The organism is Lelliottia amnigena (assembly GCF_019047465.1).
Taxonomy (GTDB): domain Bacteria; phylum Pseudomonadota; class Gammaproteobacteria; order Enterobacterales; family Enterobacteriaceae; genus Enterobacter; species Enterobacter amnigenus.
This window is the reverse complement of sequence record NZ_CP077236.1, coordinates 1,445,453-1,461,253: the sequence shown is the minus strand read 5'-3', so window position 1 is coordinate 1,461,253 and position 15,801 is coordinate 1,445,453. Positions and strand designations below refer to the sequence as shown.

The window sequence follows — 15,801 nt, the reverse complement described above, 5'->3', positions numbered from 1 at the left end:
AGAATAACAATGATAAAACCAACGTTTCTGCGCTGGGTCGCTATCGCTGCGCTGATGGCAGGCGGCACGTTCACCGTGGCGGCAAATCCGCCTGCCGCACCGCCTGTCTCGTATGGCGTCGAAGAAGATGTATTTCATCCCGTTCGCGCGAAGCAGGGCATGGTGGCATCGGTTGACGCGATGGCGACCCAAGTGGGCGTGGATATTCTCAAGCAGGGCGGTAATGCCGTGGATGCTGCGGTTGCCGTGGGTTATGCGCTGGCGGTGACCCATCCGCAGGCGGGGAATCTGGGCGGCGGCGGGTTTATGATGCTGCGCACCAAAGACGGGAAAACGACGGCGATCGATTTCCGCGAAATGGCGCCGAACCAGGCTTCCCGCGATATGTTCCTCGACGATCAGGGCAACCCGGACAGTAAAAAATCGCTGACGTCACATCTGGCAACCGGCACGCCGGGCACGGTGGCAGGCTTCTCGCTGGCGCTGGAAAAATACGGCACGCTGCCGCTGAACAAAGTGGTGCAGCCTGCTATCACGCTCGCGCGCGACGGTTTTGTGGTGAACGACGCCCTGGCAGACGACCTCGAAACTTACGGCAGTGAAGTCATTCCCAACCATGAAAACAGCAAAGCGATTTTCTGGAAAGACGGCGAGCCGCTGAAAAAGGGCGACAAGCTGGTGCAGAAAAATCTGGCGAAAAGCCTGGAGCTGATTGCTGAAAACGGCCCGGATGCGTTCTACAAAGGGGCGATTGCCGACCAAATCGCGGAAGAGATGCAAAAGAACGGCGGACTGATCACCAAAGCCGATCTGGCGGAATATAAAGCTATCGAGCGCGAGCCGATCGGCGGCGACTATCGCGGGTATCAGGTGTACTCAATGCCACCGCCGTCTTCTGGTGGGATCCACATTGTGCAGATCCTTAATATTCTTGAAAACTTCGATATGCACAAATTCGGCTTTGGTAGTGCCGATACGATGCAGGTGATGGCCGAAGCGGAGAAGTTTGCTTACGCGGATCGCTCGGAATATCTCGGCGATCCGGATTTCGTTAAAGTGCCGTGGCAGGCGCTGACCAACAAAGCGTATGCCAAATCGCTGGCGGATCAGATTGATATCAACAAGGCAAAACCGTCGAGCCAAATTCGTCCCGGCAAACTGGCGCCATACGAGAGCAATCAGACCACCCATTTCTCGGTGGTGGATAAAGACGGTAACGCGGTGGCGGTGACCTATACGCTCAATACCATTTTTGGCACCGGGATTGTGGCGGGTAATAGCGGCATTTTACTGAACAACGAAATGGATGATTTCTCGGCTAAACCGGGTGTACCGAACGTTTACGGACTGGTGGGCGGCGACGCCAATGCGGTCGGGCCGAAGAAGCGTCCGCTATCGTCAATGTCCCCGACAATTGTGGTGAAAGACGGTAAAACCTGGCTGGTCACCGGTAGCCCTGGCGGCAGCCGTATTATCACCACTGTGCTGCAAATGGTGGTGAACAGCATTGATTTTGGTATGAACGTGGCGGAGGCGACTAACGCACCGCGTTTCCATCATCAGTGGCTGCCGGACGAGTTGCGCGTGGAGAAGGGCTTTAGCCCGGATACCTTAAAACTGCTGGAGCAGCGCGGGCAGAAAATTGCGGTGAAAGAGGCGATGGGCAGCACCCAGAGCATTATGGTTGGGCCGGACGGTACGCTGTTTGGCGCATCCGATCCACGCACCGTCGATGATTTGACGGCTGGATACTGATGTCTTCCCCTCTCGCCACAGGGGCGGGGGGAAGTGCATGTCGGGCAATCCCCTCTCCCTGTGGGAGAGGGTGAGGGCAACAAACTACTTCATTCGCGCCATATAATACGCATCGACATACTCGCCGTTACGCAGCGCAAACTTCTTGCCGGTGCCTTCAATTTCAAAGCCATATTTGCGATACAGCGCCAGTGCGGCTGGGTTATCTGAAAATACCGTCAATTCAATACGTTCGATGCGCATCCAGTTGTCGCAAAGATTGATCATCTCACGCATTAACGCACTGCCTACGCCGCGCCCTTGCGCATCCGCTGCTACGCTGATGCCAAAGGATGCCACATGGCTGCGCCGTGGACTGGCTTCTACCTGTAACGACAGGTCGCCGACGATTTTCTCATCAATGCAGGCCACCAGACGTCTTTGCCCGGGCTTAACAACCAGGCGCTCTTGCCACATTTCGAGAGAAGGATGAGGTAGCTGTAGCGTGTCATGATACACCCCCGGATGCATGTAATTCTGGCGTATGGCCGCGGCATCATTCGGTTCAGCGTGGCGTATCACTATCTCACTCATTCCTTTGTCCTCGTTAGGTTGATCTCCCTTTTAACATCATTGAGTTTGAAATTTGAGTCAACTCACTTTTTTGCAAAAAGTATTGGACAACTGCGAATGAGAATGATTATTATTGTCTCGCGTTCAGGAAGACCTCTACGGAAACCTGAAAGCACGACATTGCTCACATTGCTTCCAGTATTACTTTAGCCAGCTTCTCGCTGGCTTTTTTTTGTCTATTTTTCAGCCTGGCTTACGTGCCATTCTGCCGCCGGGAAGTGCTCGCAATCCTCACGTACTGTGTATACGCTTCGGTTGCTGCGCGCTTGCTGTGAATAATCTGACTGCGCCACTCACGCCCGAAGGATGGGCTAAGTCAACGCTGGGGTGAAGGGAAAAGTTGCGCTATGGTAGGAACAGCAACCTTAAAAAGGACTGAGCCATGACGTTACATTGCGCATTTATTGGATTTGGTAAAAGCACCACCCGCTATCACCTTCCGTATGTTCTCAACCGTAAAAACAGCTGGCATGTGGCGCATATTTACCGCCGCAGCGCGAAGCCGGAAGAGCAGGCTCCGCAGTATTCACATATACATTTCACCAGCGATCTGGATGAAGTGCTGGGCGATCCGCAGGTCAAACTGGTGATCGTCTGCACGCACGCCGACAGCCACTTTGATTACGCGAAACGCGCGCTGGAAGCGGGCAAAAACGTGCTGGTGGAAAAACCCTTTACCCCGACAATGGCTGAAGCTAAAGCGCTTTTCGCACTGGCAAAAAGCAAAGGGCTGACCGTAACGCCGTACCAGAATCGCCGCTTTGACTCTTGCTTCCTGACGGCGAAAAAAGCCATCGAGAGCGGCAAGCTGGGGGAGATTGTTGAAGTCGAAAGCCATTTTGATTACTTCCGCCCGATTGCTGAAACCAAGCCTGGCCTGCCGCAGGACGGGTCGTTTTACGGCCTTGGCGTGCATACCATGGACCAGATTATCTCCCTGTTTGGCCGCCCGGATCACGTGGCTTACGACATCCGCAGCCTGCGTAATAAAGCCAACCCCGACGACACTTTCGAAGCGCAGCTGTTTTATGGCGATGTAAAAGCGATCGTCAAAACCAGTCATCTGGTGAAAATCGATTACCCAAAATTTATCGTTCACGGCACCAGAGGCTCGTTTATCAAATACGGCATTGACCAGCAGGAAACCAGCCTGAAAGCCAATATTATGCCCGGCGAAACGGGTTTTGCCGCGGATGACTCCCTCGGCGTGATGGAGTACGTCAATGCCGACGGTGTGACGGTCAAAGAAGAGATCGCAGCGGAAATTGGCGACTATGGCCGCGTCTATGATGCGCTCTTTGAAACCATCACCGAAGGGACGCCAAATTACGTCAAGGAATCTGACGTTCTGACCAATCTGGAAATCCTTGAACGGGCGTTTGAGCAGGCCTCTCCTGCTACGGTAACCCTCGCGAAATAAGCAAAAGTGGCTCCTCTGGACTTGTTCATAATTTTTGAACAGAGGAGTCAATTTTCACCCACTATCATCCCAGCGCGAATACGTCCACACTTACTCCATCGAAACGAACTGGGGTGAAAAACAATGATCTTCTTACGCAAAGCTAACGAACGTGGTCACGCAAATCATGGCTGGCTGGACTCATGGCATACCTTCTCGTTTGCTGACTATTACGACCCGAATTTCATGGGCTTCTCGGCACTGCGCGTGATTAACGATGACGTGATTGATGCAGGCCAGGGCTTCGGCACTCACCCGCACAAAGACATGGAAATTTTGACCTATGTGCTCGAAGGTGCCGTGGCACACAAAGACAGCATGGGTAACGAAGAGCAGGTTCCGGCGGGTGAATTCCAGATCATGAGCGCAGGGACCGGTGTACGTCACTCGGAATACAACCCGAGCAAAACGGAAAAACTGCACCTGTATCAAATCTGGATCATTCCAGAAGAAACCGGTATTACGCCGCGCTACGAGCAGCGTCGCTTTGATGCAGAACAGGGCAAACAGCTGGTGCTCTCTCCCGATGCTCGTGATGGCTCGCTGAAAGTACATCAGGATATGGAACTGTATCGCTGGGCGCTGGCGAAAAACGAACAATCTGTGCACCAGATTGCTGCGGAACGCCGCGTGTGGATCCAGGTCGTAAAAGGCGAGGTGAGCATTAACGGCACCAAAGCCACCACTGCCGATGGTCTGGCGATTTGGGATGAGCAGGCGCTATCCATCCATGCCGACAGTGAAAGTGAAATACTGCTTTTCGATCTGCCACCGGTCTGAAGATGCGTCATCCGTTAAGCCGCATCGTCGTTGGCTTAACTCGTAACCCCGGTCGCGTAGATATGTACGCGACCGGGGTTTCACTGCGTCGCCGCCTCGATGCAACTCGAATGATTACGTGTATTTTTTTGATAAAAGGCTAACCCTCACCATTTGACAGGGGAAGGTTGGCCTTTGTCCGTGATAAACTGAGAAAATCTCTCACTCAAGATTTCTCAGGACGATGAAAAAGAAAAGACCCGTACTTCAGGATGTAGCCGATCGCGTCGGTGTGACCAAAATGACGGTCAGCCGCTTTTTGCGTAACCCGGAACAGGTTTCCCTGGCGTTGCGTGGCAAGATTGCCGCTGCTCTCGATGAACTGGGTTATATCCCCAACCGCGCCCCCGATATTCTCTCCAATTCCACCAGCCGCGCGGTCGGTGTCCTGCTTCCTTCCCTGACCAACCAGGTTTTCGCCGAAGTGCTGCGCGGTATCGAAAGCGTCACCGATGCTTACGGTTATCAGACCATGCTTGCGCACTATGGGTACAAACCGGAACTGGAAGAGGAACGTCTTGAATCCATGCTTTCCTGGAACATCGACGGTCTGATTTTAACGGAACGTACTCACACCCCTCGCACGCTCAAAATGATTGAAGTCGCCGGGATTCCGGTCGTCGAGCTGATGGACAGCCAGTCTCCGTGTCTGGATATCGCCGTCGGATTCGACAATTTTGAGGCCGCTCGCCAGATGACTGCCGCCATTCTTGCGCGTGGGCATCGCCACGTCGCCTATCTTGGCGCACGTCTGGATGAACGTACTATCATCAAACAGAAGGGCTACGAGCAGGCCATGCTCGACGCGCATTTAACGCCGTACAGCGTGATGGTGGAGCAATCGTCTTCCTATTCGTCCGGTATTGAGCTGATGCGTCAGGCGCGTCGTGAATATCCGCAGCTCGATGGCATCTTCTGTACCAACGATGACCTGGCGGTTGGCGCTGCGTTTGAATGCCAGCGTTTGGGGCTGAAAATCCCTGATGACATCGCGATAGCCGGTTTCCATGGCCACGATATCGGCCAGGTGATGGAGCCGCGACTGGCGAGCGTCCTGACACCGCGTGAACGCATGGGCCGCATTGGTGCGGAACGCCTGCTGGCGCGCATTCGGGGTGAAGTGGTGACGCCGAAAATGTTAGATTTAGGTTTCACCTTGTCACCAGGTGGATCAATTTAGTCTGACAAGTTTGACCTGGCTCACACTTATTCACTTCACGCACGTTTGGATATTGCTTCTCTTTTGCCCCGGCAGGACAATGTTACCGATAACTGTTACCCGTAACAATTGACTGAGGGACTCTCTTTGAGCACGACGAATCTCGATCACCACGTTTATGTCCTGATGGGCGTTTCCGGTAGCGGTAAATCCGCCGTTGCCAGTGAAGTGGCGCATCAACTTCAGGCCGCATTTCTTGATGGCGACTTCCTTCATCCGCGCAGCAATATCACCAAAATGGCCGCTGGCGAGCCGTTGAATGATGACGACCGCAAGCCGTGGTTGCAGGCGTTGAATGATGCCGCGTTCGCCATGCAGCGCACCAATAAAGTGTCGCTGATTGTCTGCTCCGCGCTGAAAAAGACCTACCGCGATCTGCTGCGTGACGGCAATCCGAATCTCTCTTTCATCTATCTGAAAGGCGATTTCGAGGTGATTGAAAGCCGTCTGAAAGCGCGTAAAGGCCACTTCTTTAAAACTCAGATGCTGGTTACTCAGTTTGACGCGTTGCAGGAACCGGGCGCGGATGAAAGCGATGTCTTGATCGTGGATATCGATCAGCCGCTGGACGGTGTTGTTGCCAGCACCATCGAGGTCATTAATAAAAGGCAGTAAGTTTTGAGTACATTAACGTTAGTTTTGACAGCAGTTGGCTCCGTTTTGCTGCTGCTGTTTTTAGTGATGAAAGCGCGTATGCACGCCTTCGTTGCTTTGATGGTGGTTTCTATTGGTGCAGGTCTCTTTTCCGGCATGCCGCTCGACAAAATCGCAGCGACCATGGAAAAAGGGATGGGAGGCACGCTGGGTTTCCTGGCGATTGTGGTCGCGCTGGGCGCGATGTTTGGCAAGATTTTGCATGAAACGGGCGCGGTCGATCAGATTGCCGTCAAAATGCTCAAGTCCTTTGGTCACAGCCGCGCGCATTATGCGATTGGTCTGGCCGGTCTGATTTGCGCGCTGCCGCTGTTCTTCGAAGTGGCCGTAGTGCTGCTGATTAGCGTGGCGTTCTCGATGGCGCGTCATACCGGAACCAACCTCGTGAAGCTGGTGATCCCGCTGTTTGCGGGCGTGGCGGCCGCGGCGGCGTTCCTGCTGCCTGGGCCTGCGCCGATGCTGCTGGCGTCCCAGATGCACGCTGACTTTGGCTGGATGATCCTGATTGGCCTGTGTGCCGCAATCCCGGGGATGATTATCGCTGGGCCGCTGTGGGGCAATTTCATCAGCCGCTACGTTGAGCTGCACATCCCTGACGATATTACCGAGCCGCATCTTGGCGAAGGCAAAATGCCGTCCTTCGGTTTTAGCCTGGCGCTGATCCTGCTGCCGCTGGTATTGGTCGGGCTGAAAACTATCGCTGCGCGCTTTGTGCCGGTCGGTTCCAGTACCTACGAATGGTTTGAATTTATTGGCCATCCGTTCACCGCGATTCTGGTTGCCTGTCTGGTGGCGATTTATGGCCTGGCGATCCGTCAGGGCATGCCGAAAGACAGAGTCATGGAAATCTGCGGCGCGGCGCTGCAACCGGCGGGCATTATCCTGTTGGTAATTGGTGCGGGCGGCGTGTTCAAGCAGGTGCTGGTGGATTCCGGCGTGGGTCCTGCACTGGGCGAAGCGCTGACCGGGATGGGCTTGCCGATTGCCGTGACCTGCTTCGTGCTGGCGGCCGCGGTGCGCATCATCCAGGGTTCCGCCACCGTGGCGTGTCTGACGGCCGTGGGCCTGGTGATGCCGGTGATTGAACAGCTGAACTACTCCGGCGCGCAGATGGCGGCACTGTCCATCTGTATCGCGGGCGGTTCGATTGTGGTCTCTCACGTGAATGACGCAGGCTTCTGGCTGTTCGGTAAATTTACCGGCGCGACCGAAGCGCAGACCCTTAAAACCTGGACGCTGATGGAGACTATCCTCGGGACGACAGGTGCGATTGTCGGGATGATTGCGTTTACGTTGTTGAGCTAAGGCATCGCAGGTAGAAAGAAAAGGACAACGTGAGTTGTCCTTTTTTGTTGCCCCTCACTCTGTGGGAGATAGAGAGGAGAGGGTATCGGGCCGCAGAGGTCGTATTTTTGTAGGGTGGCGGCTTTGCCTTTGTTGGTTTTCTCCCTCTCCCATGGGAGAGGGCAGGGGAGAGGGCAGGGGAGAGGGCAGGGGTGAGGGCATCAGAGCGCACCATCCCTCTTTTTAAAGTAGCGCAACGCCCTCTTCAGTGCGCAACCAGCGCGGTGCTTTCAGCGTATCGCTGTAAAATCCCACCAAATCCTGCAGTAAATCGCCCGCCACCCTTTCGTCACGCTCTGACAGTGAGCGCGTTAACAGCAGATGGGTTAAGAGCTGGCAATAACGTCCCAGTTGATCGCTTTCAGGCTCAAAAACGGGCACGTCCAGCGGCAGGTCATCCACCGTCAGGCTTGCTTTTAAATGTTCAGGCACCGGTTCCAGCAGCGTTGGCTGAAGCAGGGCAAGACAGGCAGAAAGCCGTCCGCACAGCGCCATTTTTTGTGCCGGATCTTCGCATTCCACTATCACTTCAGCAAACCTTTCGCAGTTGTCTGCCAGCGCGGTGAAATCGGTGTTGCTATCGAATGGGACGGTAAATAAAGAATGAGAAAAGCTAAGGGTAGTCGTCATATGACAGCCTCTAATGAGATTAATTGACCACCACAGAAGGGACCAACCTTGCTGGTGGTGGACTGAACGGAGTTGGTCCTACCGGCCTCATCAGCTACCGGCGCGTCTTGCGACGCCACCGTCCAGCCCACCATTGAGGTGTAGCTGTCCACGCAATAAAAACGAGTTTTATCGCGGATGAGGATAACAGGGGACCAACCCCGACGCCTGATTTTGCAGGCGTGGCGAGAAGATACTGCTTTGCTGATTGGCTGGCAAGAGAGGCACTGGAAGCACGCTCGCAGAACCTGAAATTAAACCTTAGCGATACAAAAGCCCAGGGGGACGACAGACTTTCAGCGATGGCCTGGGTCCGGCTGTAAATCGCTGAGTCGTTGACCAAAGGCCGGGGCGAGGCGCATGGATGCGCCGAGAGGGCGTGACCTGCATGGATGCAGGATCGCGCCTGACCCGAAGCCGAAGGGAATAAGACGAAGGTATCGCGAAGCGGCGATTTTCTTGCCGGGAGCCGGGATTGTTAGGGGGGCGGCGATGTATGAACCGGTCACATGGGTTACAGATCTGACCGGTTCATACACGATAGCCCCCTTAACACGTTCACCGGTTCCGTCATTCCAGAGAAACACGGATCTGGAGGTGAACGGAATAGACCGCAGAGCCGCATGTTGACCTCACCAAACCCGCAGGCCAACTGATTGTGCGGTCTGATGCCCTCACCCCGGCCCTCTCCCACGGTGAGAGGGAGAAAACATTAAAAAAAGCAACGTGCGTTGCCTTTTGCATTGAGCGGATGCGGTCTGATGCCCTCACCCCAGCCCTCTCCCACGGGAAGAGGGAGAAAACACTAAAAAGGCAACTGACGTTGCCGTTTTGCATTGGGCTTGTGCGGTCTGATGCCTTCAGTCCGACCCTCTCCCACGGGGAGAGGGAGAAAACACTAAAAACGACAACTGTTGTTGCCGTTTGGCATTGGGCTTGTGCGGTCTGATGCCCTCATCCCAGCCCTCTCCCACAGAGAAAGGGAAAACATCACCCCTTCATCCATGCCCGGATCCCATCCAGGAACATCTGCGTCGCCATCATCACCAGAATCAACCCCATCAGGCGCTCCAGCGCATTCACCCCTTTCTCGCCCAGCAGGCGCAAGAACAGCGACGATTGCAGCAAAATAATGAACGTTCCGCCCCAGGCGATCAGCAGGGCGATCACCAGATGGCTCATCTGATTGGGATACTGATGCGACAGCAGCATCAGCGTGGCAAGAATCGTGGGACCGGCGACCAGTGGGATCGCCAGCGGCACGATAAACGGTTCTTCGCCCGCGGGCAGGCCGCTGCTGCTGCCTTCGGCACTGGGGAAAATCATCTTAATGGCGATCAGGAACAGAATAATACCGCCGGATATTGAAACCGTTTCAGCGCGCAGGTTCAGGAACGCGAGGATTTTTTCACCGGCGAACAGGAAGATAAACATCACCAGCAGCGCGATAAGCAACTCGCGGATCATGATCGCCCGACGGCGCTTGGGTTCAGTGTGTTTCAGCACTGACATAAAGATGGGCAGGTTGCCGAGTGGATCCATAATCAGGATCAATAGCACTGCGGCGGAAATGATTTCAGTCATTATTTTTATCCCTGATAAAGCCTGTGGTTTCTGGTGTAATTAGTGGTATTACTGATCGCAGCGCCATCATCGATTAATTTCGCTTGCGACTTTGGCAGCATTTTGTAATGTGAAGCATATCCCAGTTGAATACTGGTTTGCACAAACAGCACACACCTCTGCAGGAAATAATAGATATGAAAAACGTTGGTTTTATCGGCTGGCGCGGTATGGTCGGCTCTGTTCTCATGCAACGCATGGTCGAAGAGCGCGATTTTGACGCCATCCGCCCGGTCTTCTTCTCCACTTCCCAGTTCGGGCAAGCTGCGCCCGCGTTCGGCGGCGCGTCTACGGGCACGCTTCAGGACGCCTTTAATCTGGAAGCGCTGAAGGCGCTCGACATTATCGTGACGTGCCAGGGCGGCGATTATACCAACGAAATTTATCCAAAGCTGCGTGAAAGCGGCTGGCAGGGCTACTGGATTGACGCGGCGTCTTCCCTGCGCATGAAAGACGATGCCATCATTATTCTCGACCCGGTTAACCAGGGCGTCATCACCGACGGCCTGAACAACGGCGTAAAAACCTTTGTGGGCGGCAACTGTACCGTCAGCCTGATGCTGATGTCGCTGGGCGGCCTGTTCGCACAGGATCTGGTTGAGTGGGTTTCGGTTGCCACTTACCAGGCGGCTTCCGGTGGCGGTGCGCGTCACATGCGTGAACTGTTGGCGCAGATGGGCCAGCTGCATCATCACGTGGCCGATGAGCTGGCGAACCCGGCTTCAGCCATTCTGGATATCGAACGTAAAGTGACTCAACTGAGCCGCAGCGGCGAGTTGCCGGTCGATAACTTTGGCGTGCCGCTGGCGGGCAGCCTGATCCCGTGGATCGACAAACAGCTTGATAACGGTCAGAGCCGTGAAGAGTGGAAAGGCCAGGCTGAGACCAACAAAATTCTCAATACCTCCACGGCGATCCCGGTTGATGGTCTGTGCGTTCGCGTCGGCGCGCTGCGCTGCCATAGCCAGGCATTCACCCTCAAACTGAAAAAAGATGTGTCGATTCCGACCGTGGAAGAGCTGCTGGCAGCGCACAATCCGTGGGCGAAAGTGGTGCCAAACGACCGCGACATCACCATGCGCGAACTGACGCCTGCGGCTGTTACCGGCACGCTGACCACGCCGGTGGGCCGTCTGCGTAAGCTCAACATGGGGCCGGAGTACTTATCGGCCTTCACCGTCGGCGACCAGCTCCTGTGGGGCGCCGCCGAGCCGCTACGCCGCATGCTACGCCAGCTGGCGTAATAAATTTTTCAACACAGGGGTGATTTTCACCCCTTTTTTTTGCGTACTACATGGAGTAAAAACGCAGATGTCACATTTTTTATCGGGAGTGATGTAGAGCGTTGGCTATGCTTTAAGGGAGATTGAATTCTTACCTGAGGGTGGGACGGAGCAGATTGGACAATTTTGCTGCATCGTTCAGGTCACATTAAAAGTCGTTCCGGAGCGCTTAAATAGGACGACATTAAAAAAACAGGATGAATACCATGTCCGATCGTATTGATAGAGACGTGATAAATGCGCTAATTGCGGGTCATTTTTCCGACCCATTTTCTGTGCTGGGTATGCACCCAACAGAGGTGGGGCTGGAAGTCCGTGCGTTGTTACCTGATGCCACTGAAGTGTGGGTCATTGAACCCAAAACTGGCCGAAAAGTGGGCAAGCTTGAGTGCCTCGACTCGCGCGGTTTCTTTTCTGGCGTGATCCCCCGCCGTAAAAATATCTTCCGTTATCAGCTTGCCGTGCTCTGGCATGGACAAGAAAACCTGATTGACGATCCCTACAGCTTTGGCCCCCTGATCCAAGAAATGGACGCCTGGCTGCTGTCTGAAGGCACCCATTTACGCCCCTACGAAACGCTGGGCGCACATGCTGATACGATGGACGGCATCACCGGAACGCGTTTTTCCGTGTGGGCACCCAACGCGCAGCGCGTCTCGGTTGTGGGTCAGTTCAACTACTGGGATGGCCGCCGCCACCCGATGCGTCTGCGTCGTGAGTCCGGCATCTGGGAACTGTTCATCCCCGGCGCGCACAATGGCCAGCTGTATAAGTTCGAGATGATCGATGCCCACGGCAAGCTGCGGGTCAAAGCCGATCCGTATGCCTTTGAAGCACAAATGCGCCCGGCCACCGCCTCGCTGATTTGCGGGCTGCCGGAGAAAGTCGTTCAGAGCGAAGAGCGCAAACAGGCGAATAATTTTGATGCGCCGATTTCGATTTACGAAGTACATCTGGGCTCATGGCGTCGTCATACCGACAATAATTTCTGGCTGAGCTATCGGGAACTGGCGGATCAGCTGGTGCCGTACGCCAAATGGATGGGCTTTACCCATCTGGAACTGCTGCCGATTAATGAACACCCGTTCGACGGTAGCTGGGGCTATCAGCCCACGGGGCTTTACGCGCCAACGCGCCGTTTCGGGACGCGCGATGATTTCCGCTATTTCATCAACGCCGCCCACGCCGCCGGATTGAGCGTCATTCTCGACTGGGTGCCGGGTCATTTCCCGTCCGATGATTTTGGTCTTTCGGAATTTGACGGCACCGATTTGTACGAACACAGCGATCCGCGCGAAGGTTATCATCAGGACTGGAATACCCTGATTTATAACTACGGGCGTCGCGAAGTGGCGAACTATCTGGTCGGCAATGCGCTGTACTGGATTGAACGCTTTGGTATTGACGCATTGCGCGTGGATGCGGTGGCGTCGATGATTTATCGCGATTACAGCCGCAAAGAGGGCGAGTGGATCCCGAATGAGTACGGCGGCCGTGAAAACCTCGAAGCCATTGAATTCCTGCGCAACACGAACCGTATTCTCGGCGAGCAGGTGCCGGGAGCGGTGACGATGGCGGAAGAGTCGACCGATTTCCCTGGCGTGTCGCGTCCACCGTCAATGGGCGGGCTGGGCTTCTGGTACAAGTGGAATCTTGGCTGGATGCACGACACGCTGGATTATTTCAAGCTCGATCCCGTGTTCCGTAAGTATCACCACGACAAACTCACTTTCGGGATGCTCTACAACAACACCGAAAACTTCGTGCTGCCGCTGTCGCACGATGAAGTGGTCCACGGTAAGAAATCGATTCTCGACCGCATGCCGGGCGACGCATGGCAAAAATTTGCCAACCTGCGCGCCTACTACGGCTGGATGTTTGCCTTCCCGGGTAAAAAACTGCTGTTTATGGGCAATGAGTTTGCTCAGGGACGGGAGTGGAATCACGACTCCAGCCTCGACTGGCATCTGCTGGAAGGCGGCGACAACTGGCACCACGGCGTGCAACGTCTGGTGCGCGATCTCAACCTGACCTATCGCCATCACAAAGCCCTGCACGAGCTGGATTTTGATTCGTACGGGTTTGAATGGCTGGTGGTGGATGACCACGAGCGCTCGGTGTTTATTTTTGTGCGTCGCGACAGTGCGGGCAATGAAATCATTGTGGCCAGTAACTTTACGCCTGTGCCGCGCCCGCATTATCGCTTTGGTATTAATCAGCCAGGTAAATGGCGCGAAATCCTCAATACCGACTCCAGCCATTATCACGGTAGCAACGCGGGCAATGCGGGTGCGGTTCACAGCGATGAATATGAAAGTCATGGCCGACCCAACTCGTTAAGCCTCACGCTGCCACCGCTGTCCACCATTTGGCTCGTCCGGGAGGGTGAATGACCCAACTCACGGTAGGAAAACCCGCACCGCTCGGCGCCAGTTTTGACGGCAAAGGGGTGAATTTCACCCTCTTTTCCGCCCATGCGGAGCGGGTAGAACTCTGTGTGTTTGACCGCGAAGGCAACGAATATCGCTACGATCTGCCTGCGCGGGAAGGGGATATCTGGCACGGCTATCTTGAAGACGGCAAGCCAGGGTTGCGTTACGGTTTTCGCGTCCATGGCCCCTGGCAGCCTGAGCACGGGTTGCGCTTCAATCCGGCTAAATTACTGCTCGACCCCTGCGCGCTGCGCGTGGAAGGCGATGTCAAAGACGATCCCCTTTTCCTGGATGGCGAACAGCAGCCCGATCCCCGCGATAGCGCAGCCATTGCGCCCAGAAGCGTGGTTGTGAGCGATGTGTATGACTGGGAAGGCGACAGCTCACCCGACATTCCGTGGGGCAACACGGTGATTTACGAGGCCCACGTAAAAGGGCTGACGTATCTGCACCCGGCGATCCCGAAAGAGATCCGCGGCACCTACAAGGCGCTCGGCCATCCGGTGATGATTGCCTATCTTCAACATCTCGGCATCACCTCGCTTGAACTCTTGCCGATCTGGCATTTTGCCAGCGAGCCGCGTTTGCAGCGGCTTGGGCTGACCAATTACTGGGGCTATAACCCGCTGGCGATGTTTGCCCTTGATCCGCGCTACGCCTCGCATCCCGAGAGAGCGCGCGACGAGTTTCGTGATGCCGTAAAAGCGCTGCATCAGGCGGGTATTGAGGTGATTCTGGACGTGGTGCTGAACCACAGCGCGGAGCTGGATCTCGACGGACCGACGCTCTCGCTGCGCGGAATCGATAACCGTAGCTATTATTGGATCAGGGAAGATGGCGATTATCACAACTGGACCGGCTGCGGTAACACCCTCAATCTCAGTCATCCGGCAGTGGCGGAGTATGCGCACGCGTGCCTGAAATACTGGGTTGAGACTTTCCATATCGACGGTTTCCGCTTCGATCTGGCTTCGGTGATGGGCAGAACGCCGTCGTTCAGCCAGCAGGCGCCGTTGCTTGAGGCGATTAAAAACTGTCCGGTGCTCTCGCGCGTGAAGCTGATCGCTGAACCGTGGGACATCGGTGAAGGCGGCTATCAGGTGGGGAATTTCCCGCCGCCATTTGCGGAGTGGAACGATCATTTCCGCGATGCGACGCGCCGTTTTTGGCTCGAAAGAAGTTTGTCGCTGGGTGAGTTTGCCGGACGATTTTCCGCCTCCAGCGATGTGTTTAAGCGTCAGGGGCGAAAACCGTTCTCCACGGTCAATCTGGTGACGGCGCACGACGGATTTACCCTTCGCGACTGCGTTTGTTTCAATCAGAAACACAATGAGGCGAACGGTGAGGAAAATCGCGATGGCACTAACAATAACCACAGTTTCAATCATGGTATAGAAGGGTTAGGCGGCAGTCAGGATGTCATCGAGCGGCGACGCGCCAGCGTCCATGCGCTTCTGACAACATTGCTGCTTTCACAGGGGACGCCGATGTTGTTGGCCGGTGATGAACAGGGTCACAGTCAGCACGGCAACAACAATGCGTATTGTCAGGATAACCCCTTAACCTGGCTCGACTGGGAACAGGCGAATAGCGGACTCACGCATTTCACGGCGGCGCTGATTCAGCTTCGCCAGCGCATTCCCGCACTCACTGCGGATACGTGGTGGGAAGAGGGTGACGGTAACGTCCGCTGGTTAAATAAAGATGCGCAGCCGTTGAGCGCGCCAGAGTGGCAGAACGGTATTCCGTGCCTGCAAATCCTGCTTTCGGATAACTGGCTCATCACGTTTAACGCGACGCAAGATGTCGTTGAAATTGTTTTACCTGACGGGGAGTGGCGCGCCATTCCTCCTTTTGCTGGAGAGGATAATCCGGTAGTGGCGGCTGTCTGGCACGGGCCTGCGCACGGAGTGTGTGTATTCCAAAGATGAT

General features: G+C 55.1%; 12 protein-coding genes. 9 read left to right on the top strand and 3 right to left on the bottom strand.

Annotation, left to right across the window (positions count from 1 at the left end; all coding sequences use genetic code 11):
* The first annotated feature begins 9 nt into the window (after positions 1-9).
* The gene (gene ggt / locus I6L74_RS06950) at positions 10-1,755 is read left to right on the top strand and encodes a gamma-glutamyltransferase (protein ID WP_059180319.1); all 1,746 of its coding nucleotides are present in this window, start codon (positions 10-12) and stop codon (positions 1,753-1,755) included.
* Positions 1,756-1,839: 84 nt separating this feature from the next.
* Here ggt and yhhY read toward each other — a convergent pair whose 3' ends face one another.
* On the bottom strand, positions 1,840-2,328 hold the full coding sequence (gene yhhY / locus I6L74_RS06945; RefSeq protein ID WP_059180318.1) for an N-acetyltransferase: 489 nt from the start codon (positions 2,326-2,328) through the stop codon (positions 1,840-1,842).
* Positions 2,329-2,749: 421 nt separating this feature from the next.
* Between yhhY and I6L74_RS06940 the strand changes: the two genes are divergently transcribed.
* From I6L74_RS06940 to gntU, 5 genes are all read left to right on the top strand, one after another.
* Entirely contained in the window at positions 2,750-3,787 is a 1,038-nt protein-coding gene (locus I6L74_RS06940; RefSeq protein WP_059180317.1) for an oxidoreductase, read from the top strand.
* Positions 3,788-3,910: 123 nt separating this feature from the next.
* Positions 3,911-4,606 (top strand): pirin family protein, encoded by a 696-nt coding sequence (locus tag I6L74_RS06935; protein WP_059180316.1) that lies wholly within the window; start codon positions 3,911-3,913, stop codon positions 4,604-4,606.
* A gap of 223 nt (positions 4,607-4,829) precedes the next feature.
* On the top strand, positions 4,830-5,825 hold the full coding sequence (gntR, locus tag I6L74_RS06930; protein WP_059180315.1) for a gluconate operon transcriptional repressor GntR: 996 nt from the start codon (positions 4,830-4,832) through the stop codon (positions 5,823-5,825).
* A gap of 126 nt (positions 5,826-5,951) precedes the next feature.
* The gene (gene gntK, locus I6L74_RS06925) at positions 5,952-6,479 is read left to right on the top strand and encodes a gluconokinase (protein WP_059180314.1); all 528 of its coding nucleotides are present in this window, start codon (positions 5,952-5,954) and stop codon (positions 6,477-6,479) included.
* A 3-nt stretch (positions 6,480-6,482) separates the two neighbouring features.
* The gene (gene gntU / locus I6L74_RS06920; protein WP_015960804.1) at positions 6,483-7,823 is read left to right on the top strand and encodes a gluconate transporter; all 1,341 of its coding nucleotides are present in this window, start codon (positions 6,483-6,485) and stop codon (positions 7,821-7,823) included.
* A gap of 222 nt (positions 7,824-8,045) precedes the next feature.
* On the opposite strand, the gene I6L74_RS06915 is transcribed toward gntU, so the two are convergent.
* Positions 8,046-8,492 (bottom strand): hypothetical protein, encoded by a 447-nt coding sequence (locus tag I6L74_RS06915; RefSeq protein WP_059180313.1) that lies wholly within the window; start codon positions 8,490-8,492, stop codon positions 8,046-8,048.
* Between the two features lie 1,029 nt (positions 8,493-9,521).
* Positions 9,522-10,115 (bottom strand): NAAT family transporter YhgN, encoded by a 594-nt coding sequence (gene yhgN, locus I6L74_RS06910; RefSeq protein ID WP_015960802.1) that lies wholly within the window; start codon positions 10,113-10,115, stop codon positions 9,522-9,524.
* 176 nt (positions 10,116-10,291) lie between these two features.
* Between yhgN and asd the strand changes: the two genes are divergently transcribed.
* From asd to glgX, 3 genes are all read left to right on the top strand, one after another.
* On the top strand, positions 10,292-11,398 hold the full coding sequence (gene asd, locus I6L74_RS06905) for an aspartate-semialdehyde dehydrogenase (protein ID WP_059180312.1): 1,107 nt from the start codon (positions 10,292-10,294) through the stop codon (positions 11,396-11,398).
* Positions 11,399-11,643: 245 nt separating this feature from the next.
* Positions 11,644-13,830 carry a 1,4-alpha-glucan branching enzyme gene (gene glgB / locus I6L74_RS06900; RefSeq protein ID WP_059180311.1) on the top strand — a complete coding sequence of 729 codons (2,187 nt, stop codon included), beginning with the start codon at positions 11,644-11,646 and terminating at the stop codon, positions 13,828-13,830.
* Positions 13,827-15,800 carry a glycogen debranching protein GlgX gene (glgX, locus tag I6L74_RS06895; protein WP_059180310.1) on the top strand — a complete coding sequence of 658 codons (1,974 nt, stop codon included), beginning with the start codon at positions 13,827-13,829 and terminating at the stop codon, positions 15,798-15,800. The genes glgB and glgX overlap by 4 nt, the downstream gene beginning before the upstream one ends.
* The last annotated feature ends 1 nt before the right edge of the window (position 15,801 follow it).